The sequence below is a fragment of the Streptococcus sp. Marseille-P7375 genome (assembly GCF_902460365.1).
Taxonomy (GTDB): domain Bacteria; phylum Bacillota; class Bacilli; order Lactobacillales; family Streptococcaceae; genus Streptococcus; species Streptococcus cristatus_I.
On sequence record NZ_CABPTR010000002.1, the window covers coordinates 26,157 to 47,203 of the forward strand.

General features: G+C 44.2%; 17 protein-coding genes and 1 pseudogene. 3 read left to right on the forward strand and 15 right to left on the reverse strand.

The window, feature by feature from the left end; genetic code table 11:
- Positions 1-46: 46 nt before the first annotated feature.
- The 5 genes and pseudogenes from FZ954_RS05495 to FZ954_RS05515 all read right to left on the reverse strand — a co-directional run bounded on the left by FZ954_RS05495 (position 47) and on the right by FZ954_RS05515 (position 6,559).
- Complete coding sequence (locus FZ954_RS05495) at positions 47-2,023, reverse strand: peptide ABC transporter substrate-binding protein (RefSeq protein WP_148877661.1); 1,977 nt, start codon at positions 2,021-2,023, stop codon at positions 47-49.
- A 140-nt stretch (positions 2,024-2,163) separates the two neighbouring features.
- Positions 2,164-3,919, reverse strand: a pseudogene (locus FZ954_RS05500) (glycerophosphoryl diester phosphodiesterase membrane domain-containing protein).
- 141 nt (positions 3,920-4,060) lie between these two features.
- Complete coding sequence (locus tag FZ954_RS05505; protein WP_005591876.1) at positions 4,061-4,555, reverse strand: DUF536 domain-containing protein; 495 nt, start codon at positions 4,553-4,555, stop codon at positions 4,061-4,063.
- 114 nt (positions 4,556-4,669) lie between these two features.
- Positions 4,670-5,398: a pseudouridine synthase gene (locus tag FZ954_RS05510; RefSeq protein WP_148877662.1), complete on the reverse strand. Its 729-nt coding sequence runs from the start codon at positions 5,396-5,398 to the stop codon at positions 4,670-4,672.
- A 9-nt stretch (positions 5,399-5,407) separates the two neighbouring features.
- Positions 5,408-6,559, reverse strand: a complete 1,152-nt coding sequence (locus FZ954_RS05515) for an MFS transporter (protein ID WP_148877663.1) — start codon at positions 6,557-6,559, stop codon at positions 5,408-5,410.
- A 194-nt stretch (positions 6,560-6,753) separates the two neighbouring features.
- Between FZ954_RS05515 and def the strand changes: the two genes are divergently transcribed.
- The gene (gene def, locus FZ954_RS05520; protein WP_148877664.1) at positions 6,754-7,386 is read left to right on the forward strand and encodes a peptide deformylase; all 633 of its coding nucleotides are present in this window, start codon (positions 6,754-6,756) and stop codon (positions 7,384-7,386) included.
- A 67-nt stretch (positions 7,387-7,453) separates the two neighbouring features.
- Here the strand turns inward: def and FZ954_RS05525 are convergent, their stop codons facing one another.
- The 4 genes from FZ954_RS05525 to FZ954_RS05535 form a co-directional block, all read right to left on the reverse strand.
- Positions 7,454-7,684: a GlsB/YeaQ/YmgE family stress response membrane protein gene (locus tag FZ954_RS05525; protein ID WP_005591872.1), complete on the reverse strand. Its 231-nt coding sequence runs from the start codon at positions 7,682-7,684 to the stop codon at positions 7,454-7,456.
- A gap of 93 nt (positions 7,685-7,777) precedes the next feature.
- Positions 7,778-9,019: an aminopeptidase gene (locus FZ954_RS05530; RefSeq protein ID WP_148877665.1), complete on the reverse strand. Its 1,242-nt coding sequence runs from the start codon at positions 9,017-9,019 to the stop codon at positions 7,778-7,780.
- A gap of 21 nt (positions 9,020-9,040) precedes the next feature.
- Positions 9,041-9,193: a hypothetical protein gene (locus tag FZ954_RS11745; RefSeq protein WP_005591870.1), complete on the reverse strand. Its 153-nt coding sequence runs from the start codon at positions 9,191-9,193 to the stop codon at positions 9,041-9,043.
- 19 nt (positions 9,194-9,212) lie between these two features.
- Entirely contained in the window at positions 9,213-13,601 is a 4,389-nt protein-coding gene (locus tag FZ954_RS05535; protein ID WP_148877666.1) for a PolC-type DNA polymerase III, read from the reverse strand.
- Between the two features lie 168 nt (positions 13,602-13,769).
- Between FZ954_RS05535 and FZ954_RS05540 the strand changes: the two genes are divergently transcribed.
- Together FZ954_RS05540 and FZ954_RS05545 are read left to right on the forward strand one after the other, a co-directional pair.
- On the forward strand, positions 13,770-14,312 hold the full coding sequence (locus tag FZ954_RS05540) for a DUF1307 domain-containing protein (RefSeq protein WP_148877667.1): 543 nt from the start codon (positions 13,770-13,772) through the stop codon (positions 14,310-14,312).
- A gap of 151 nt (positions 14,313-14,463) precedes the next feature.
- The gene (locus tag FZ954_RS05545) at positions 14,464-14,931 is read left to right on the forward strand and encodes a hypothetical protein (RefSeq protein WP_148877668.1); all 468 of its coding nucleotides are present in this window, start codon (positions 14,464-14,466) and stop codon (positions 14,929-14,931) included.
- Between the two features lie 99 nt (positions 14,932-15,030).
- Here the strand turns inward: FZ954_RS05545 and FZ954_RS05550 are convergent, their stop codons facing one another.
- From FZ954_RS05550 to yajC, 6 genes are all read right to left on the reverse strand, one after another.
- Positions 15,031-15,411 (reverse strand): PH domain-containing protein, encoded by a 381-nt coding sequence (locus FZ954_RS05550; RefSeq protein WP_148877881.1) that lies wholly within the window; start codon positions 15,409-15,411, stop codon positions 15,031-15,033.
- 243 nt (positions 15,412-15,654) lie between these two features.
- Positions 15,655-17,505, reverse strand: a complete 1,851-nt coding sequence (locus FZ954_RS05560) for a proline--tRNA ligase (RefSeq protein WP_148877669.1) — start codon at positions 17,503-17,505, stop codon at positions 15,655-15,657.
- Positions 17,506-17,550: 45 nt separating this feature from the next.
- A complete protein-coding gene (rseP, locus tag FZ954_RS05565; RefSeq protein ID WP_148877670.1) occupies positions 17,551-18,807 on the reverse strand; it encodes an RIP metalloprotease RseP in 1,257 nt (418 codons plus the stop codon).
- Between the two features lie 70 nt (positions 18,808-18,877).
- Positions 18,878-19,681, reverse strand: coding sequence for a phosphatidate cytidylyltransferase (locus tag FZ954_RS05570; protein ID WP_148877671.1), 804 nt, complete (start codon positions 19,679-19,681; stop codon positions 18,878-18,880).
- Positions 19,682-19,696: 15 nt separating this feature from the next.
- A complete protein-coding gene (locus tag FZ954_RS05575; RefSeq protein WP_148877672.1) occupies positions 19,697-20,446 on the reverse strand; it encodes an isoprenyl transferase in 750 nt (249 codons plus the stop codon).
- 217 nt (positions 20,447-20,663) lie between these two features.
- On the reverse strand, positions 20,664-20,999 hold the full coding sequence (gene yajC / locus FZ954_RS05580) for a preprotein translocase subunit YajC (protein WP_005591861.1): 336 nt from the start codon (positions 20,997-20,999) through the stop codon (positions 20,664-20,666).
- Positions 21,000-21,047: the final 48 nt, after the last annotated feature.

Below are 21,047 nucleotides of genomic sequence, written 5' to 3' on the forward strand. Positions count from 1 at the left end.
TCAAAAGAACTTTCTCTCGTTATTAGAGAAAGTTCTAGTGAACGATTTATTCTACATGACTTTCGAGATCTTTTTGTGCTTTCGCATTTGACTCTTCTTTTTCTTTCAGCCATTTCTTACGAGCTGCTTCGTAGTCTTTCTTCGTTACTACTTCATCTTTCACTTTAATACGTTTGAAGTAAGTAGAACTTGTCTTATTACCAGTTTGGGCATAAGCGCCTGAGAATGGCTCGATACGTGAGATAAATGGTGCTGCTCCTTGGTTTGCCATCAATGGAACAATAATAGAGTTATCTGTTAACCAAGCTTGAGCCGCTGCATATTTTTCGTAACGAGTAGCAACATCTGAAGTTTCTTTACCAGCTTCATCTACCAAGCGGTCATATTCATCTAAACCAACTTGCTTAGCGGCAGCATTATCTGCTCCTTCAAAGCCAAGGTAGGTTTTTGTTGTTTCAGCTGCTGAAGTTTTCAGAATGTCTGTGTATGTTGATGGATCTTGATAGTCAGGACCCCAGCTAACGAGGATTGAAATATCCCAATCTTCAGCGGCAGCATTTGGTGCGTAGTAAGTAATATTGAAGAGATCATCTTCTGACATTTGTTGGATATCTACTACCACATTTTCAGATCCCAAAGCCTTTTCAACAGATTGCTTAAGGGATTGAGCACGGTTGATCAATGGTTTCGATGTTTGAGAAACTGGAAGATCTAGATGGATTGGGAATTCAACTCCCTCTGCTTGTAAGGCTGATTTTGCTTTTGCAAACTCTGCTTTTGCCTTCTCAGCATTATAGAGTCCGTCTTGTCCATCCTCAAGTTTAACACCTTTCCATTCGTCGCCCAATGTAGCCACTTTTTCTTCGACTAGATCACCAAAGGATTTATCGCCGGCTTGAACAAAAGTTGGCGGTACAAAAGTATTGCGAACAGCGTAAGGAGCACCTTCTTCACCATTAACTTGTGCTGAATAAGACTTACGGTCGATAGCAAAGTTCAAGGCTTGACGGAAGTCTTTGTTTAGAATTGCTTTCTTAGTAGCAGACTTCTGAGCATCCGTTGTTTTACTTGTGTGATTGTAACCTTGGCGGTCAAGGTTGATACTCATCACATTTACAGTAGCAGCTGGTGCAGTAAAGTAGATGTTGTCCTTAAAATCTTTTTCTACTCCAGCATAGTTTGAGCTGGTAGGGTAGAGACGAGCTACTGTGTAGGCGCCGTCTTTAAAGTTACGAGCAAGGGCATCTTGGTCTTGTCCATCAAAGTAAGACAACTTGATAGTATCGACATGAACATTTTTCTTATCCCAGTAGTTTTCATTCTTTTGATACTCAACAGCAGACTTAGCAGTGATAGACTTCATCAAGAATGGTCCATTGTAAAGGATAGAAGATGGGTCAGTAGATTGACCGAATTTGTCCCCTTGTTTCTTAAGGAAATCTGCGTTAACTGGCCAAAGAACTTGTGAAGTTGTTTTTGAATTCCACTGTGGTTCAGGTTGGTTCAGAGTATATTGGAGAGTGTGGTCGTCAACTGCCTTAACTCCGACAGTAGAGAAGTCAGTTGTCTTACCAGTCACATAGTCATCCAAGCCTTTTACAGATTGTTGAACAAGGTATAGGGCTTCAGATTTCTTGTCGGCAGCATGCTTGAGACCAGTCACAAAGTCCTGAGCTGTCACATCGCCGTATTCTTCACCTTCTGAAGTGTACCATTTAGCATCTTTACGGATTTTATAGGTATAAGTCAAACCATCTTTAGAAACAGTCCAAGACTCTGCAATAGACGGTACAAAATTACCATATTGGTCATTTTCCAACAAACCGTCCACACCGTTTGTCACGAGGTCAACTGTTGAAGCTTTACCAGATGTCACATAGTCCAATGTTTCTGGATCAGCAACATAGACATAATTATAAGCTTTAGATGCGCTGTTTCCTTTTGATGAACCAGAACAAGCAGCTAAAACGCCTACTGAAAGAAGGCTAACCCCAGCTAAAGCTAATACTTTGCTTTTTTTCATACGAATTCTCCAATTTTGTTTTTTAGGTTTACTTAGGATTATAGCACAAGAAAGTAAAAAAGTAAACTAAATTTTCTGAATATTATGGTAGACATGCAATAACTCTACTCTATTACTCGTGTTCATTTTCTACTGCTATTCTAAGAAAAACTTAGCAAGTCTAAAGACTTATTTAATAGAAGGGTAGTATAGTCCGGATCATCCTTGAGTTCTTTTATGGAACTTTGAACCAGCTCTAAATCATCTGTAATCATCCCATCCACTCCTAAACGAAAAGATTTGACGATACTATCCTCATCATTAATGGTCCAATCATAGAGACGTTTGTCGGATTGCCAGAGTTTATTGACAAAATTTTCATCCAAGGTTGAATATTCCATGGTGTAGCCAGAAGCCTTGGTTCGTGGAAAGATTGTATTATAAGGTAGGATAAAGAAACTGGGGATAGAGGAGTCATATTTGACAACCTGATCGATAACTTGGTAGTCCAAAGACTGAATCTGGTGTTGATAAACCTTGATTTTGGCACCATACTTGCTCAAGAATCGCTCCATCATATCCTTGGAATCTTTCTTACTGGTCTTGATTTCTATCAAGAGACGCTGTCCGAGTTGATTGGCTCGAGTAAAGTAATCGTCAAAGCTAGAAATCTTAGCCCGATAGCCATTTTCTGAAATCTCTAGCGAAGTTAATTCGGCCAAGGTTAGGTCTTGAGGTTGGGCATCAAGACCTGCCAACTGCTTCAGGTTTGCATCATGCATCATGACAAATTGCCCATCCTTTGTTTCCTGCACATCCATTTCTACTAGGTCAGGCTTGAGCAAGGCTGTTTTTTTCCAGCGCCTCTACGGTATTTTGGATTCCATTTTCCCTCGAAACCCCTCTATGGGAAATCGTAATCGGAACATTCTCCAAAGGGAAATTTAGATAGACATAACCTTCTAATGCGAAGCTTGAGCTGGCAATAGTCAGAACAAACCAACGCATTAGAGACAGGCCTCTTTTCGTTGGATAGTCATTTAAGGTACGATCTGTCAGGAAGGAGACAAATTTGAGAAGGAAATAGGACAACATAGCATAGTAGGCAAACTTAATCAGGACAAAAGCTACAATACCGCTAAAGAGGACAACCTCATTTGGTTGAGTGTTCGCGTATCGCTGTCCCAGTATAGCTGGAGCTGAGAGAAAAGTATAAAGCAGAAAGCTTTTGATAATAATCCAAAAAAGATGCCTAGCGTAAAAGAAAAGGCGGTTCTTAGTTTTGGCCAGACTAAAGCGAATTGCCTGAGGAACTGTTGCGTGCTCAAAAAAGAGCTGTGGTAGGGCAAACATTAGTCGCACTGCCACCAGAAGCATGCCGACCACAAGAAGTCCCATGAAAACAGCGAACACAATATTATTTGCCAAATAGGTGACAATAAAATCCGGAACCAAAATTTTATTGAGATAGTAAATTTTCAAAATTTGACGCAAAAAAGGAAAAAGAAAGCCCATATAAAGTACGATAAAGAGCATTTTCCCTGGGCCAGCCTTCTTGACAATAGCAAAACTATCCCTGAATGTTTTTCCAAGAAAAGCGAATACTGGTCGGTTTTCTTTATCCAAAAGATTGCGAATCCCCATGAAAATCATGCCGCTCTGGAAATAGGCGACAAAGAGATTGACCACAACGAGGACTAGAAAACCTAGACCGACTAGCCAATTGGAGCTGAGGACTGCCCAGACATTATTGTAAGACAAAAAGAGATAGCCTGTCTGTTTGAGCAGGTATTCTGCTGCGTAGGAATTAAAGGGAATCCAAGCATACTCCATCATCATAAAGACCATGAAAAAGAGAACTAGGATCTTGTCTAAATTATGATAAAAGCGCTTAAAGCTAAGTTTTTCTGGTTTCATCTTATTCTTCTTTCAGAAATTTGTGCGAAAAAGGGTAGTCAAGTTACAGTGGCTACAGTGAGTCCGCTCCTGTTATTGCCATCTTGGCTCCACCCCTTCTTTGACAAATAAATCCCAGCTTTTCAACTGAGATTTTCTTTCTTATTTACCAAATAAACGGGCGAAAAATCCTTTGTTTTCCTGTTTTTGTACCTTCTCCTTGGCTTCATCCAGTTCCAAAAGAAGGGTTTCCCTCTCGCTCATAGCCTTGGCTGTCAACTGTTGCTGCTGGTCCAGCTGCTTATCTTTTTCAGCAATCTGCACGTCCTTGACACGGAGTTGTTCGTCTTTCTTAGCCAGCTGATTATCTTTCGCCTTGAGTTGCTCATAAAGGCGCAAAATCTCAGCATTTTTTTCATCCACTAAGATTTCCATCAACTCGCGCTGTTTGACTTCTTCGCTGACTGGCTCATCTTCAAAAATGGTCTTTTTATAAATTTCTTCTAGCTTAATCAGGCCACTGCGGGTCACGACTGTGACCCCTTTTTCATTTTTTTCTGTATCTTCTGGCGGCAGAGCCTTGACACGATTATTGATTGCCTGACGGCTGACTCCTAAAATCTCGGCCAGCTCGCTGACTGTCTTTTCAATTGCCATAATTTCCTCTGAAACTTTTTCTAGATATAGTTACCTAAATCTTATCATATCAAGGCTTAACTGTCAAATAAAGCAAAAAAGTGAAGCAGTATGTTGCTCCACGTTCCTAGCTTTCTATAGTTCAACTTGAAAGATTTCCAAGCGCTGCATTTCTTCTTCTGTCAAGCGTCGCCATTGCCCCAGCTCCAGACTTGGATCAAGCTGGAGAGGTCCCATAGACAAGCGCTGAAGGTCGGTGACTTCTTTCCCACAAGCTAGAACCATCCGCTTCACCTGATGAAACTTGCCTTCTGAGAGCGTGATACGAACCAGACTGGTCTGTGCTCCTTCATCTCTTTCGATAATTTCGAGCTGGGCAGGCTGACAAGTGAAGTCTTTGAGTTTGATTCCTTGGGCAAAACGCTCGACATCTGCCTGATCCATCAGACCGGCAACCCGGGCTTGATAAACCTTAGCCACATGGCGCTTAGGGGACAGCATAGCATGCGATAGCTGACCATTATTGGTCAAAAGTAAGAGGCCATGCGTATCCACATCTAACCGCCCCACAGGAAATACTTCTTTTTGACGGGCAGTATCGTCCAATAAATCTAAAACCGTTTTATGGCGGTCATCTTCAGTGGCAGAAATAACACCCTTGGGTTTGTTCAATAGATAATAGACAAATTTTTCATAAACCAGGGTCTGACCATCCACCACAATCTGATCCGACCGCTCATCAATCTGTGTCTTGGCCGACGTGACCGCTGCTCCATTGACCCAGACTTGACCTTTTTTCAATAGTTGCTTGACTTGACTACGTGAGCCAAGCCCACTTTCCACTAAAAATTTATCCAAACGCATATTCTTCTCCTAAGCAGACTTTTTCTTGAGAATGCCGAATGCCAGCACTGCCATTAAAACCATCAGACTTCCCAAAACGCCAAAAATAAAGGAAGCTTGGCTTGAAAATTGACTAATCAAAGACAAGAAAAAGGTTGTGGCAGTCGCTCCAGCACTGCAGCCTAAAATCACAATCGAAGTCGCTTGATTCAAGGATTTGCTAGGGATTCTCTCTGAAAGAATATGGAAAATCGATGTCAGACTGACACTATAAACAAAGCCAGAAGCGATGGTAACCACACTCAAGAGCAAGAGATTTGGTGCTAGGCCAATCATGATCGCAGTAACACCAAAGACCACTCCCGCAACCGTCAATAAATTTTCCTTGAAATAGTGAAGAAGAGGTGCAAAGGACAAGCCTGCGGCAATACCAATCAACTGCATAGTTGAAAGAATCAAGCCTGCCGTCTGAACACTGCCCATACCAGACTTTTCAACCAGTCCGGGCACGCGCACGTTGATGACCACATTCGTCAAGACAATCACCGCTGCTACTAGGGCTAGGCCGATTGTCAAAAACCACTGTGCAGCTGTCAAGCCCTTGCCTTCCTGATGAGCCTCATGATGCTTCTCCTCCTTGCCATAAGGCACAAAGAGCAGGTAGAGGGCTAGAACAATCAACCCCGAAGCATAGACCAAGAAAGAAATTTCCCAGCCAAAGCGAAGCAACTGGCTCACTCCAAGTGTCAAGAGAGCCGTCCCGACAACTTCAGCCGATCCACGTAGACCGAGGGTCTGAATCCGTTCCTTGCCCTCATAACGTTCGCTGATAATCGAGATAGCTTTGGCATTGAGCAAACCAACTCCCATACCAAAGATCAGACGCGAGGCAAAAATCACCCAGTAGGCCTTATTCACGAGAGGAACAAAGCCGCAAAGAGCGAAAATCAAGAGCCCCGTCACAATCATCTTTCGTTCCGATAAATATTTCTCCACTAGGCCATTTAAAACTAGCATAAGCATAATCCCAGCCGATGGGAGAGAAACCAACAATTCAATCCAGCTTTCCGGCAAGTCTTTATAATAAGCAAACATAGCCGATTGGGCACTGGAAATCGAAAAGGAGGTCGTTAACACCAAAGAAAGTGAGAGAATACTCACTTTTTCCATAAACTTTTTCATTCTATTTTCCTTTAAAAATTACACTCATTCTATCATACAGCTTTTTAGAAAAAGACGCAATCATCTTTTCTTAAAAAATCAGTGATTAAAAAGAGTATTCTTTCGAAAAATTTCTCCTCTGATAAAAGGACAAGCCCTTTCTTTATTTCTGGCGGGATTTGTGTTATGATGAAAGAAAGAAAAAGGAGAGAATCATGTCTGTTAGTGAAAAAAAATCGGTTATGGATAAATTAACCAAAGCAGCTCATTTGATTGATATGAGCGACATTATCCGTGAGGGAAATCCTACCTTGCGTGCAGTGGCTGAGGAGGTCAGCTTTCCCCTATCTGATCAGGAAATCATTTTAGGTGAGAAAATGATGCAGTTTCTGAAACATTCTCAAGATCCTGTCATGGCTGAAAAAATGGGGCTCCGTGGCGGAGTTGGTCTAGCAGCGCCTCAGCTGGATATTTCTAAGCGGATTATCGCTGTGCTAGTGCCAAATCTGGAGTACGAAGAAGGAAATCCGCCTAAAGAAGCCTACTCCCTAGCTCAGGTCATGTACAATCCTAAAGTTGTTGCCCACTCTGTGCAAGATGCTGCTCTGGCTGATGGAGAAGGCTGCCTATCCGTTGACCGAGAGGTACCAGGCTATGTCGTGCGCCATGCACGGGTGACCGTGGATTACTTTGACAAGGATGGTCAAAAACACCGCATCAAACTCAAAGGCTATAATTCTATCGTGGTTCAACACGAGATTGACCATATCAACGGCATCATGTTTTACGACCGCATCAACGAAAAAGATCCATTTGCAGTCCAAGATGGCATGCTGGTGCTGGAATAAAGAACTCATATAGCTCAAACAAAAATACCTAGACGCCTTCACGTCTAGGTATTTCTTTTACACTATTCTAAGTGCCTCGATCCCAGAAAAGAGCCAAAAGGATCACAGCACCCAAGACTGAGGGAAGAATGGCTGTGTCCGCTAGCATTGGTCCCCAGTGGCCAAAAAGCAATTGCCCAAGCCATGAACCAAACCAGCCCAAGAGGATTTTTCCGATACAGCCCATACGCTCCCCGCGACTGGTAATAGCCCCAGCCATGAGACCAATAATAAAACCGACAAACATACTACCAATCATATAGGATCCTTCTTTCTATGTTTCTAAGAATACTTTTCAAGAAGCAGGTGGGAGCTGCCAGATTAAAAGTGCCCGTCAAAACAACTTAAAATCTTAAATTGCCCAATCTCCATTGCGGAAGATTGGCACACGGCTACCATCTTCACGAATACCGTCAATATTCATCTGGTTAGAGCCAATCATAAAGTCCACGTGAACATCTGAACGGTTGAGGCCTGCAGCTTCAAGCTCTTCTTCGCTCATCTCTGCTCCACCAACAACACTGGTCGCATAGGCTGCACCAATAGCCAAGTGGTTAGAAGCATTTTCATCAAAAAGGGTATTGAAGAAGGTAATGCCTGACTGGGAAATTGGGCTTGGATCTGGTACCAAGGCACATTCACCCAAGGCACGAGCGCCCGCATTTTCAAAGACAAGGTCTTTCATAACCTGATCACCCTTCTCGGCTGAAATATCCACGATTTGTCCATCCTTAAAGGTTACCTTAATGCCTTCGATGATATTTCCGTTGTAGCTAAGTGGTTTTGTAGAAGTGACATAACCATCTGCACGACGGAAGTCAGGAGCCGTAAAGACTTCTTCTGTTGGCATATTTGGTAAGAATCCTTCTCCCTGTGCATTGATAGCACCAGCTGATTCCCAAACGTGGTTCTTTGGCAAGCCAAGTGTCAAATCTGTTCCTGGTGCTGTGTAATGAAGGGCTGAGAATTGTTCTTTATTGAGCATTTCTGCCTTGCTCTTGAGAATGGCTGCATGTTCTTCCCAAGCCTTAACGGGATCTTCTTCATAGACACGACAAGTTTTAAAGATTTGGTCCCAAAGGAGATCGACTGCTTCTTCATCGCTTGCAGCATTTGGAAAGACTTTTTTAGCCCACTCAAGTCCAGCAGCGGCCGCTACTGTCCAGCTAACCTTGTTGGATTGAGTTGCGATGCGCATTGGCTTCATAGCAAGTCCCATCGCTTTAGCAGAAGCTGAAAGCTTGTCAGCGTCCACTCCGTTCAAGGCACCTGGGTCAGAAGAACGGACACCAAGACGGCTAGCTTTCTTCTCAAGGAGATAGTTCATCTCAACAACCTTGTACTCTGGGACATTGTCCAAACGCTCCATCGGCGCGTGGAGGAATTTCTCACGGTTGATGACATCATCTGTCCACTGAACGATAACCTCATGAGCACCTAAAGCATAGGCTTCTTTTACGATCAAATGTGCCAATTCACGCTGCTCCACATCAATATTGAGCGCCACTGTGTGACCAGGTTGCACGTTGATTCCATTCGCAACCAATAGTTTAGCGTATTTTTCTAAGTTTTCTTTAAAATTTGGCAGAACCATGCTGCTTCTCCTTTTCTTTTGTTATTTCTCTTTAAACAGGGACAGCAGGCTAACCGCTGCCACCGTACCGCAAATCAAAGCGGTCATTTTCAAAATCGTATCTGGGTCAAACTCCAGCTGGTAATCAAACACCTTTTGCGCAGGCTTATCCTGAGCGGAAATGGTCAATTTCATAAAAACCTCTTTCTATATTTTAGAAAAACTCATCAAACAAACTCAACTGGTTATCCTCTGGCATATTGCCGAGAATGCCCATATCATCCATTTTTTCAACTAGGGTGCTAGAAAGGCCACCGCGCTTGCGGAGCTCTGTCTTAGAAAGGAATTCGCCTTCTTCCCGCGCTCTAACTAATTGGCGGGCAACGTTGTCACCCAGACCGTCCATAGCAGAAAATGGTGGGATAAGGGTATCTCCTTCGATGAGAAACTCGGTCGCATGGCTCTTGTAGAGATCTAGCTTTCCGAACTTGAAGCCCCGCTCCAGCATTTCATTGACGATTTCCAGAGTCGTATAAAGGTCAATTTCTACATTAGAGGCTTCATTGTTCTTGCGCTTTTCAGCGATTTCGCTCATCCGGCGCTTAACGGCATCAAGTCCACCACTCATGGTCTTGATGTCAAAGGCTTTGGCCCGAATGGAGAAATAAGCACAGTAGTAATAAATCGGATGATGCACCTTGAAGTAGGCCACCCGCAGGGCCATCATAACGTAGGCTGCCGCATGGGCTTTAGGGAACATGTACTTGATCTTTCCACAGGACTCAATGTACCACTCTGGCACATTGTTTTCCTTCATGGCTGCGATGTAGCCATTGCGCTCTTCTTCAGAAATCTTCAGCCAAAGGCCCTTCCGCACGCGCTCCATGATCGTAAAGGCCATCTTAGGATCCAACCCCTTGTGCATGAGGTAAACCATGATGTCGTCCCGACAGCCGATAACGGTGGACAGGTCAGCAATCCCTTGCTTAATCAAGTCCTGAGCATTGCCCAGCCAAACGTCCGTACCATGAGAGAGACCAGATAGCTGTAAGAGCTCGGCAAAGGTCGTCGGATGAGTCTCGTCAACCATGCCCCGTACAAAGTTGGTCCCAAACTCCGGAATCCCCAGCATACCAGTCGGCGTGCCGATTTGCTCCTGAGTCACACCCAGAATATCTGTCCCAGAAAAGAGAGCCATGACGCCAGCATCATCCATAGGAATGTCATTTGGATCAATGCCAGACAAGTCCTGAAGCTTCCGAATCATGGTCGGATCATCGTGTCCCAGAACGTCTAGCTTGAGAACATTTTCATCAATATCATGGAAGTTGAAGTGGGTGGTCTGCCACTCGGCCGTCACATCGTCAGCAGGATATTGGACCGGTGTAAAGTCATAAACATCCATGTAGTTAGGGATAACAACGATTCCGCCCGGGTGTTGTCCAGTCGTCCGCTTGACTCCGGCAGCTCCCTGCGCCAGACGCTCAACTTCAGCATCCCGGTAGAACTTCCCGTAGTCTCGCTCGTAGCCCTTGACAAATCCATAGGCCGTCTTAGCCGCAACGGTACCAACGGTTCCAGCCCGAAAAGCGTATTCTGCACCAAAGATATCCCGCACATCCAAATGGGCGCTCGGCTGATCCTCTCCAGAGAAGTTCAAATCAATATCGGGTACCTTGTCCCCGTCAAATCCAAGGAAGGTCTCAAATGGAATATCCTGACCGTTCTTGCTCAGCTTGTGGCCACACTCTGGACAGTCCTTATCCGGCATATCAAATCCAGAACCATAGGAGCCGTCTGTGATGAACTCGCTGTATTGGCATTTGCCACAGACGTAGTGGGGTGACAAAGGATTAACCTCGGTAATCCCGATCATGGTCGCAACAAAGCTGGATCCAACAGACCCCCGTGAACCTACCAGATAGCCCCGCTCATTGGAGCGTTGCACCAGCATCTGCGAAGCCAGATAAATCACGGCAAAGCCATTCCCCAAGATGGAGGTCAGCTCTTTTTCAATTCGTAAGTCCACGATATCTGGCAGCGGATTGCCATAAATCTCAAAGGCCTTTTGGTAGGTCAGCTCGGCAACTGTCTCCTCGGCCTTGTCAATGAAAGGTGTATAGAGATCGCCCTTGACCACTTCTACCGGCTCAAAAGTCTCCGCCAGCTGATTCGGATTGGTGATGACCAGCTTCTTAGCCAAATCCTCGCCTAGAAAGGCAAATTCGTCCAGCATCTCATTGGTGGTCCGGAAGTGAGCCTTAGGAAGCGGAGCCGGTTGGGCATTTTCGCCGTGACCGATGGTCCGGTTAATCATGGCTCCCTGACCTAGACTCCGAACGATAATCTCGCGATAGATTTCTTCTTCCGGCTCGATATAATGGACGTTCCCCGTCGCAAGGACAGGCTTGCCCAAGCGATCGCCAACCTCAATCAGATTGCGAATTATGGTCTGCAGTTCTTCTTGGTCCTTGATCTGCTCCTTGGCAATCAGCGGCTCATAGATAGCCGGTGGCATGACCTCGATAAAGTCATAATACTTGGCTACTTCGACAGCCGCATCCACCCCCTGAGAGACAACAGCATCATAGACTTCGCCTTCTGAACAGGCTGAGCCCAGAATCAGGCCTTCACGATGGGCATCCAGCACGGTCCGTGGAATCCGAGGAACACCTTCGAAATACTTGGTATTGGACAGACTGACTAACTTGAAAATATTCTTGAGCCCCGTCTGATTTTTTACATAAATGGTCGCATGCTTGACCCGAGCCTTCTTGTAGGAATTCTCATCGACCAGATCCGTATTCAGATCCTTGAGATTGGTCACACCATGCTTTTCAGCCACATCCTTGATAAAGATAAAGAGGAGGCGGCCCGTCGCTTCCGCGTCATAGTTGGCCATGTGGTGGTGCTCCAGAGCAATCTGGAAACGCTTGGTCAAAGGCCCCAGACCATGACGCTTGTACTCTGGATAGAGGTTGCGGGCAAATTCCAGCGTGTCAATGACCGGCTGGGTAATTTTCGGCAGGCCATGACGCTCATAGTTGACATTCATAAAGCCCACGTCAAAGGTAGCATTATGGGCAACGAGGACACTGTCCTGGCAAAATTCCTGAAACTCTTTCAGCACCTGCTCTAGCGGTTTGGCATTGCGGACATGCTCATCTGTAATCCCGGTTAGATCCGTCGTAAAGGCCGACAGAGGATGCCCCGGATTGATAAACTCATCAAACTCAGCGATGATATTGCCCTTGTGCATCTTGCTGGCAGCGACCTGAATCAAGTCATTGTAGACCGCTGAAAGCCCTGTCGTTTCCACGTCAAAGACTACATAGGTCGCATCGCTCAGCTCCATGTCCACTTCATTATAGACGATGGGCACCCGGTCTTCTACAATATTGGCCTCCATACCATAAATCAGCTGGATACCAGCCTTCTTGGCAGCCTTGTAGCCATGGGGAAAGCTCTGCACATTGCCATGGTCGGTAATGGCGACAGCCTTGTGGCCCCACTTGGCGGCTGTTGCAACAATTTCCTCGACCTCAGGCAAAGCATCCATCGTAGACATATTGGTATGGGCGTGAAATTCAACCCGCTTCTGCCCCTCAGGCATCAGATCCTTGCGCTCATAGTGGGTAACTTCCTGGACATCCTGCACATTCATGGTCAGATCGCGGGTAAAATTGTTCATCTCCACATTTCCACGCACGCGCAGCCAGGCACCTTTCTTAATCATGTCAAACTTCTTGGCTTCTTCCTCGTTTTTCATCCATTTCTGCAAGGAGAAACTGGAAGTGTAGTCTGTCATTTTGAAGTTAAGCAAGACCCGGCCGGTCCGAGTGACCTTCTGCTCCAAGTCAAAAACCATTCCCTCGAAGACCAGACGGTTTTCCTCAGTCTGAACTTCGATCATAGGGGTAATTTCTGCCTTGTCTAGATTTGGCTTTGCTGCAGCCTTGCGAGCTTGGAAGTCATAGGCTGGCTTTTCCTCTGGCGGCGGCGCCAGCTGCTGGAGAGATTCCGTGGCTTTGAGCGCTTCTTCATTGGCCGCCTGGACAATCTTGTCATTCTCCGCCTGGAAATTCTCCGCTTGCTGCTGGGTCAGCTCATCGCTGTGCTGAACCTGACAGGTCAGCTGAGGAAAACCGTACTTGACCAGCTGCTGGCTGAGATTTGGCAGGTGATTCTTGCGAAAATGCTCCGTATCAATAGTCGAAGCTCCCTCAATCAGCAGCTTGTCCCCATCCAAATGGACCCGCAAATCCTGATACAGGCTCTTGAAGCCATGACTGGCACATGGACCTTCCTCAAAGGCCAGCTGGTAATAAACCTGCAAGAGCTCGTCTGATACCTGGGGAGCCTGACAGTGAATTTCAAAAATAGCTTGATTGCCCGTCTTAGAAAACTCTTGAGCTAAGCGCTTCTGCAATTCCCGAAAAATCTCAATGGGCAGAATATTCGCAAAAGAGAAATGAAACTCCCAGACCCGACTGACCTTGTGGACTAGAACCTTCTCAATTTCTGCATTCAAAAAGGCCTCTGAATTTCTTATTTCCAGTGGCATATCCAGTTGATGCATTAAAATTTCAAACTTGTTTGACATAACATTTCCTCGTACAGTAGTGACCCTATTTTACCATAAATCAGCACTTTTTTCGACAGAAAAAGAGCGGAGTAAAGTTGTTGACGTCTATATATTTATATGTTTTCTTGTCTTAAAACTAAGTTATGCTATAATAGAACAGAACATTTATCAAAAGGAGTCTTAACTGTGAAGAAAATTTTACTAGCTAGCGCCTGTCTGCTGGCTTTGACTGCCTGCAGCATGCCTAAGCAAACTAAGCACGAAAGCAAGCCCAACCAAAGTCAGAGCCAAAGCAAGCCAAAAAAAGAAGAGAAAGTAAAAACCAAGACTTTTGCTTACAACATGCCTAACGGATACAATAATAAAATTGTTGCTTATTATCAAAAAGATAGGATTCGAGCCTTCGATTTTATGGCTACGAAACCGACTCAAGAGGACGAGCAAAGTAAGAGTCCTGAAGAAATCATCAACATTTATCAAGAAGAATTAAAAGCTGGTGACATTTATGATAAATTCAGCAAGTTAGATGGGGTCACACTTGAAGTCAAAGTTTCAGAGGACAAGAAAACCGTTGCACAAGTTGCCCACTTTGATCTCAGCAAAGCAAAAGAAAAACAAGTCATGGCGGCTTTAGGGGAAACAACTAAAGATAACCTATTTAAAAAGCTTAAGGAAAAGCCCGAAGATTTCTTTGCTTTTCTGCTATCACAAGGATTCACAGAAGAATGAAATCTTTTCTGACATATTTTTTACTTTAGAAACTATCCTGTCTTGCTAGCCAACTCCTTAGTTCACCAGCAAGAAAAAAACTTAGAAAATATTTTTTAGAGCAAGCTATTGGCTTTCACTTCTCCAATAGCATGATTTTCAAGGAACTTTTATGCGCTTAACTAAAAAAACTGTTTTTATTGGTATCGCTTCTCTTCTTATTTTGGGCTTAGCTGCATGGGGAGTAAATGTATTTCTCGTTATGAACAACGCTCAGAAAAGTTTTGATAAAAATTTTATTCACTTTCAAGCTAAAAGTGATGACAACGAAACTTTTATTACACAAGGCATCGGAAAAAAAGAAGCTTATAATTTATCCTACTCTCCTGCTAAGAAGACCATTGAAATAACCAAATCGACTAAAAATGGAGATATCTATTATTCCGATTCCATTTACGGAGCAGTAAAAGTCTATGATATAAAACAAAACGCTAATCGCTATGTCTTTATAACTGCTGCAAAACCAATAATCGTTGACTTTGGAATAACTTCAGTCAAGGTAGCTTATGACGGGGGTCATTTTGAAACTCCATACTCTGAGCTGCATTTTGGTGAATCTTTCCCTAGCGAAGACAACTAGATAGGAAGTATTCCAGATCGTCAATCTTTATTTATGAACTAACCAAGCTAATAAGATACGGTTAGTTTTTGTTTGAAAAAAAGCGGTTTCAACCGCTTTTTATCTCAATACTGCTTCTGCCAGCGCTTTTTGGATGGCAATGACACTTTTATCACTTCGGAAGGTTAGGGTTTCAGCTGGTTCCTCAGCACTGGAAACCCAGATTTTCAGCTCAGCATCTAGGTCAAAGTGGCCAGCCGTTTCCACTGAAAAGCGAGAAATGGAGCGATAAGGATAAGACTTATAAGCCGTTTTCTTGCCTGTCACTCCCTGCTTGTCCACCAAAATCAACCGCTTATCTGTAAAGACAATCAAGTCGCGAATAAGGCTAAAAGCCAGTTCCACATTCTCTGTTGTTGTCAGAATATCCTCCAATTGTCTTTCCGTTTTTTCAATATCTTTCTGAGAGGCATTGCCTAATAAACCGCTGAATAATCCCATCATTTGGTCCTCCAATCTATTTTTCCCTACTATAGCATTTTCAAGACCAATAAGCAAAAGAAAGAGAGTGGGACAGAAATCGGTAATTCGTTAGAATTCGATTTCGTCGTCCCACCTCCGCACAGTTGAGTAGGGCTGTAAAAGCTGATGAAATCAGCGTAGTAGAGCCCACTCAACCACTGCGTCTTGCTCGACAATCCAAAGACAATTGAGAGGCTAGGACTTTTGTCCTAAACTCTTGTTTTATTTTGTCAAAATAGACAGAGTTTCGAGCAGATTATCAGCATGGACTTCAATGGTATCGCCAGTAGCCTTAATCTTGACTTCAACAATGCCTTCTGCGGCTTTCTTACCAACTGTCACACGGATTGGGAGGCCAATCAAATCGCTGTCGCTGAACTTAACACCTGCGCGCTCATTGCGATCGTCCACCAAGACTTCATAACCAGCACTTAGTAAGTTAGCCTCGATTTGATCAGTCAGAGCCAGAGCTTCCTCGTCCTTGACATTGACTGGAATCAGGTGCACGTCAAATGGTGCCAACTCTTTCGGGAAGTTGATACCCCAAGCATAGCGGAATTCACCCTTAGGAGTTTTATTGACAAAGAGACGAGCGTGTTGCTCCATAACAGCAGAGAGGAGACGGCTGACACCGATACCGTAGCAGCCCATAATCATCGGTACTGCTCGGCCATTGTCGTCCAAGACATTGGCATTCATGCTATCAGAGTAGCGCGTTCCCAACTTAAAGATATGTCCAATCTCAATCCCACGAGCAAACTTAAGGATGCCTTGACCGTCCGGAGACACCTCTCCTTCACGAACTTCACGGATATCCACATACTCTGGGCTAAAGTCACGACCTGGGTTTACACCAGTCAAGTGGTAGCCATCTTCGTTAGCTCCTGCCACGGCGTTAGAAAGGTCTTGAACTCTACGATCCGCAATAATGGTCACATCCTCTGACAGATTGACTGGACCTAGTGAGCCAAAACCTGCGCCCAAGAGCTGACGAACTTCCTCTTCACTAGCGACTTCAAAGAAATCTGCACCCAAATGGTTTTTCAGCTTGACTTCGTTGAGTTGGTCATTGCCGACAAGGAGGGCTACGACAGGCTTTTCATCAGCCATGTAAACCAAGGTCTTGATTGTTTCTTCTGTATCAATTTGTAGGAAAGCTGCTACCTCATCAATGGTCTTGCAGTCAGGAGTTTCTACACGCACCAACTCTGCTTCAGTCACTACTTTTTTGTTTGGTTTGTAAGCATTGGTTGCCATTTCTAGGTTGGCCGCATAGCTAGACTCGCTTGAGTAGGCAATGGTATCTTCACCAGAAACCATCCATTTAAGCAATTCTGCCTTGATTTCTTCTTGCACTTCTGCAGGAATTTCATCAAACGAGGCAACTGACTTGTCCAAAACGACCCAACGGTCAAGATCTGTACGAGCAGGTGTGATTGCCATAAATTCCTGACTGTCCTTACCACCCATGGCACCACCGTCACCGATAATGGCTTTGAAGTCTAGCTCACTGCGAGTGAAGATTTTCTCATAAGCAGATTTGTACTCATCATAAGTTACATCCAAACTATCATAGTTAGCATGGAAACTATAACCGTCTTTCATGATAAATTCACGGGTACGAAGAAGTCCATTACGTGGACGCTTTTCGTCGCGGTACTTAGGTTGGATTTGATAAAGATTGAGCGGCAATTGCTTGTATGATTTAACAGAGTCACGAACAATAGAAGTAAAGGTCTCTTCATGTGTCGGACCTAGGATAAAGTCTGACTTTTCACGGTTTTTCAATTTATAGAGATCTTCACCGTAAGTCTCGTAACGACCTGACTCGCGCCAGAGATCTGCACTAAGCAGGGCAGGCGCCAGCATTTCAACCGCACCAATCTTATCAAACTCTTCCCGCATGATTTTTTTAGCTTTTTCAATAACACGGTTAGCCAGTGGCAGGTAAGAGTAAACTCCCGCAGAAACTTGGCGAACATAGCCAGCCCGCAACATAAGGGCGTGGCTGATAACCTGAGCATCGCTTGGCATTTCGCGCAGCGTTGGGATTAGCATTTTACTTTGTTTCATAAAAACAAAACTCCTTCATAGAATATTTTTCAATCTTTTAAAATGTTAGAAGAACAATTTCATAATATCATTCCAAGTCACAGCGATCATAAGGACAACCATGACAGCTACCCCTGCAAGGGTAACATAGCTTTCTGTTTCCCGTTTCAAGGGTTTGCGACGGATAGCCTCAAGGATATTGAGGACAATTTTCCCACCGTCCAAAGCCGGAATCGGAATTAGATTAAAGATCCCGATATTAAGGGATAGCACGGCTAAGAGATTCAGAATAGTCGGCAGACCTTGCTGAGCCGCCTGACTGCTGGCATTATAAATAGCAACTGGGCCACCTAATTTATTTAAATTAAAGTTAAAAATCAAATCTTTCAAGGCTGTCAAAATCCGACCTGTGGTCGTCCACGTAGCGGTAAAGCCTCCGATCACCTTGTCCCAGAAACCAGTCTTGATAGCAGGGGAAACGCCCAATAGATAGCGATCCCCCTCTTTTTTAGGTTCAATATCCACCTTATGAGTCTGACCCTCGCTCTTATAGGTGATGGTCAATTTTGGTGCATCTGCCTTATCTTTGGTCGCTTCTGACACTGCATCGGTCAGGTCACCCCAGTTTGCAATCTCATAATTGTTGACTTTCAGAATCTGGTCATCGCTTTTTACCCCTGCCTTGGCAACGGCCCCACCTTCCAGTACCTGAAAATGATTGCTGTTTTCATCTTGGACACCGCCTTGCAGAAAGGCCAAGAACATGAAAACTAGAATACTCAAAATGAAATTGTTCATGGGGCCAGCAAAATTGGTGATAAGGCGTCCCCAGATAGTCGCATTTTGATACTGAACATCCAGCGGAGCAATCCGAACTTCCGTTCCGTCTTCCTCAACAATGGTCGCATCGTGATCGACAGAATAAGTCTTGGTCTCATCTAAGACCAGCCCTGTAATCTCCAGTTTTTCTTCAAAATCAAAACTGGTCACATTCATAGGCAGAGCCGTCTGATCAATTTTCTTGCCAGACAGATTGATGCGGACGACTTTTCCCTCTTCATTCAGAGTTAAACTTGCTGGCGTACCTGTTTTGATTTCTGTCGAATCCTCGCCCCAGCCAGCCATGCGGACATATCCACCTAGCGGCAGAATCCGAATCGTGTAGGCTGTTCCATCCTTGCCAATATGAGCAAAGATTTTCGGGCCCATCCCAATGGCAAACTCACGAACTAGAATGCCTGATTTTTTGGCAAAGTAGAAATGTCCAAACTCATGAACCACCACAATGATCCCAAAAATAATAATAAATGTAATAATCTGCATAAGTCTAATCTTTCTCTTAAGATTGTTCATTAAGCCAAGAAGGCTTTCGGCTGCTTGGCCACCAAACTCCTTAGAACAGGCCAAAGAGGTGCATCAGTGGAAAGACAAAAAGCAAGCTATCAAAGCGATCCAAAACGCCGCCGTGCCCAGGAATAAACTTCCCTGAGTCTTTCACACCAAAGTGACGCTTGATGGCGCTCTCTACCAAGTCGCCAAATTGGCCAGCAATACTAAAGACAACAGTCAAGAGCAACATGGTCACAAAGCTATACGGAGTGGCAACTTGCGGACGAACAGACATAAAAATCGCAGAAACCAGCACCGCTGAGATAAGACCTCCCAAACTGCCTTCAATGGTTTTATTTGGCGATATCTTTGGCAATAATTTTCTCCGCCCGTAGCGGGTACCGACCAGATAGGCTCCACTGTCTGTCGCCCAGACGATAAAAAGAGCCAGCAAAACCTTGTCCACATTCACCAAACGGGCATCGATCAAAGCATTAAAACCTAAACCAACATAAAAACTAGAAGCAATCGGATAAGCCGCATCCTCAAAGCTATAAGAGGAACCTAAAACAGTCGCTCCTAGCAAGACGAAAACGACCAAGCCATAAGCCATCACATTGCCGTCCACGGGCAAAAACTTCAAGTAATTTTCAAGTGGCAGGGTCAAGACGAAAGCTGCCAGCATAGACAATCCACCCTCTAAGGTCGCTGTCGGAAGCCCCTTCATCTTAAGCAATTCATGCACTGCTAGCATAGCTAAAAGGCCAACACTGATCTGGAAGGGAATCCCCCCCATCTTCACTAGAGGAATAAAAATAGCTAGAGCAATTCCTCCAAAAAGAAGACGTCTTTGTAAATCAAAACTCATCTTTTTCTCCCTCCTTTATACACCGCCAAAGCGTCGATTGCGATGATTATACTCTACAACCGCATCCTTCAAAGCTTTCTCATCGAAATCCGGCCAAAGGATATCTGTAAAATACAACTCGCTATATGCTGTCTGCCAAGGCAAGAAATTGCTAAGGCGCAGCTCGCCACTCGTACGAATAACCAAGTCAGGATCTCGCAAACTTGCAGGCAGACTGCTGGTATAGAGATAATCTCCAAGCATTTCCTCTGTAATATCAGCTGGTTGAACTTTCGCATCTAAAACATCTTGGGCAAGCTTCTGAACCGCCTGATTGATTTCAGCTCGTCCGCCATAGTTTAGGGCGAAATTCAAAATCAGACCCGTATTCAAGCGAGTCAGCTCCTCAGCCTTCTCCAAGGCCTCAAAAGTAGCTTTAGGAAGGCGCTTCGTATCGCCAATCATTTGAATCTTCACATTGTTTCTGTGCAATTCTGGCACATAGCGGTCATAAAACTCAACCGGCAAATTCATAATGAAGGACACTTCTTTTTCTGGTCGCGTCCAGTTTTCCGTTGAAAAGGCATAGACTGTCAAGACCTGCACACCCATCTCCTTAGCTGCAATCGTCACTTCTTGCAAAGCTTCCATACCTGCCTTATGACCAAAGACGCGCGGCTGCATACGTTTTTTAGCCCAACGACCATTGCCATCCATGATAATGCCTATATGCTTGGGAACAAGCAAGGCCTCATCGAGCTTTTCTTTTTTCTTAAAACTAAACATATTTTTTATCCTATTTAAAGTTTTATCATTTCATTATATCATAAATCCTTTAAATGTGGGCAGGAGAGCTGATTTTTCGTCTATCAGAGCTGATGATAAATAGTTGGTAGTGATTACAAGCAGTTTTAGCTTATTTCGCACAACTATAATATTGTAAAAGATGAGTTTACAATATGTCCTTAAAATAAAAAAGACAGCCTCTCGACTGTCCGATATCCTATTCTTCAATTGCAGTATCTTCATCAGACACAGCGATATCGCCTTCCACTCCCGCAGCAGCTGGGATACCTTCTGTCAATGGCAAAACAGTCTTAATGGCTGCTAATTCAAATGTCAAGAAAACACCGTCTACGTCCAAGACAACAGTCTTACGCTCTGAATCAACTTCGTCAACAGTTCCGTAAAGACCACCAATAGTAATGACTTCATAGCCTTTTTGCAGTTTATTAAGGCTTTCCATCCGTTTTTCAGCTTGCTTTTTCTGTGTCCGTACTTGGAAATACATCATTCCTACTAGTACAACAAAAAAGATAATCATCATTGTTGGATTCATTTCTCTTCTCCTTTGGAATTCATCTACGTAATTACTATAGCAGATTTT

What these genes read in the sequence shown, in the direction of transcription:
- FZ954_RS05495 (WP_148877661.1), bottom strand. Translation starts at nt 2,023, where the DNA reads ATGAAAAAAAGCAAAGTATTAGCTTTAGCTGGGGTTAGCCTTCTTTCA.
- FZ954_RS05505 (WP_005591876.1), bottom strand. Translation starts at nt 4,555, where the DNA reads ATGGCAATTGAAAAGACAGTCAGCGAGCTGGCCGAGATTTTAGGAGTC.
- FZ954_RS05510 (WP_148877662.1), bottom strand. Translation starts at nt 5,398, where the DNA reads ATGCGTTTGGATAAATTTTTAGTGGAAAGTGGGCTTGGCTCACGTAGT.
- FZ954_RS05515 (WP_148877663.1), bottom strand. Translation starts at nt 6,559, where the DNA reads ATGAAAAAGTTTATGGAAAAAGTGAGTATTCTCTCACTTTCTTTGGTG.
- def (WP_148877664.1), top strand. Translation starts at nt 6,754, where the DNA reads ATGTCTGTTAGTGAAAAAAAATCGGTTATGGATAAATTAACCAAAGCA.
- FZ954_RS05525 (WP_005591872.1), bottom strand. Translation starts at nt 7,684, where the DNA reads ATGATTGGTAGTATGTTTGTCGGTTTTATTATTGGTCTCATGGCTGGG.
- FZ954_RS05530 (WP_148877665.1), bottom strand. Translation starts at nt 9,019, where the DNA reads ATGGTTCTGCCAAATTTTAAAGAAAACTTAGAAAAATACGCTAAACTA.
- FZ954_RS11745 (WP_005591870.1), bottom strand. Translation starts at nt 9,193, where the DNA reads ATGAAATTGACCATTTCCGCTCAGGATAAGCCTGCGCAAAAGGTGTTT.
- FZ954_RS05535 (WP_148877666.1), bottom strand. Translation starts at nt 13,601, where the DNA reads ATGTCAAACAAGTTTGAAATTTTAATGCATCAACTGGATATGCCACTG.
- FZ954_RS05545 (WP_148877668.1), top strand. Translation starts at nt 14,464, where the DNA reads ATGCGCTTAACTAAAAAAACTGTTTTTATTGGTATCGCTTCTCTTCTT.
- FZ954_RS05550 (WP_148877881.1), bottom strand. Translation starts at nt 15,411, where the DNA reads ATGGGATTATTCAGCGGTTTATTAGGCAATGCCTCTCAGAAAGATATT.
- FZ954_RS05560 (WP_148877669.1), bottom strand. Translation starts at nt 17,505, where the DNA reads ATGAAACAAAGTAAAATGCTAATCCCAACGCTGCGCGAAATGCCAAGC.
- rseP (WP_148877670.1), bottom strand. Translation starts at nt 18,807, where the DNA reads ATGCAGATTATTACATTTATTATTATTTTTGGGATCATTGTGGTGGTT.
- FZ954_RS05570 (WP_148877671.1), bottom strand. Translation starts at nt 19,681, where the DNA reads ATGAGTTTTGATTTACAAAGACGTCTTCTTTTTGGAGGAATTGCTCTA.
- FZ954_RS05575 (WP_148877672.1), bottom strand. Translation starts at nt 20,446, where the DNA reads ATGTTTAGTTTTAAGAAAAAAGAAAAGCTCGATGAGGCCTTGCTTGTT.
- yajC (WP_005591861.1), bottom strand. Translation starts at nt 20,999, where the DNA reads ATGAATCCAACAATGATGATTATCTTTTTTGTTGTACTAGTAGGAATG.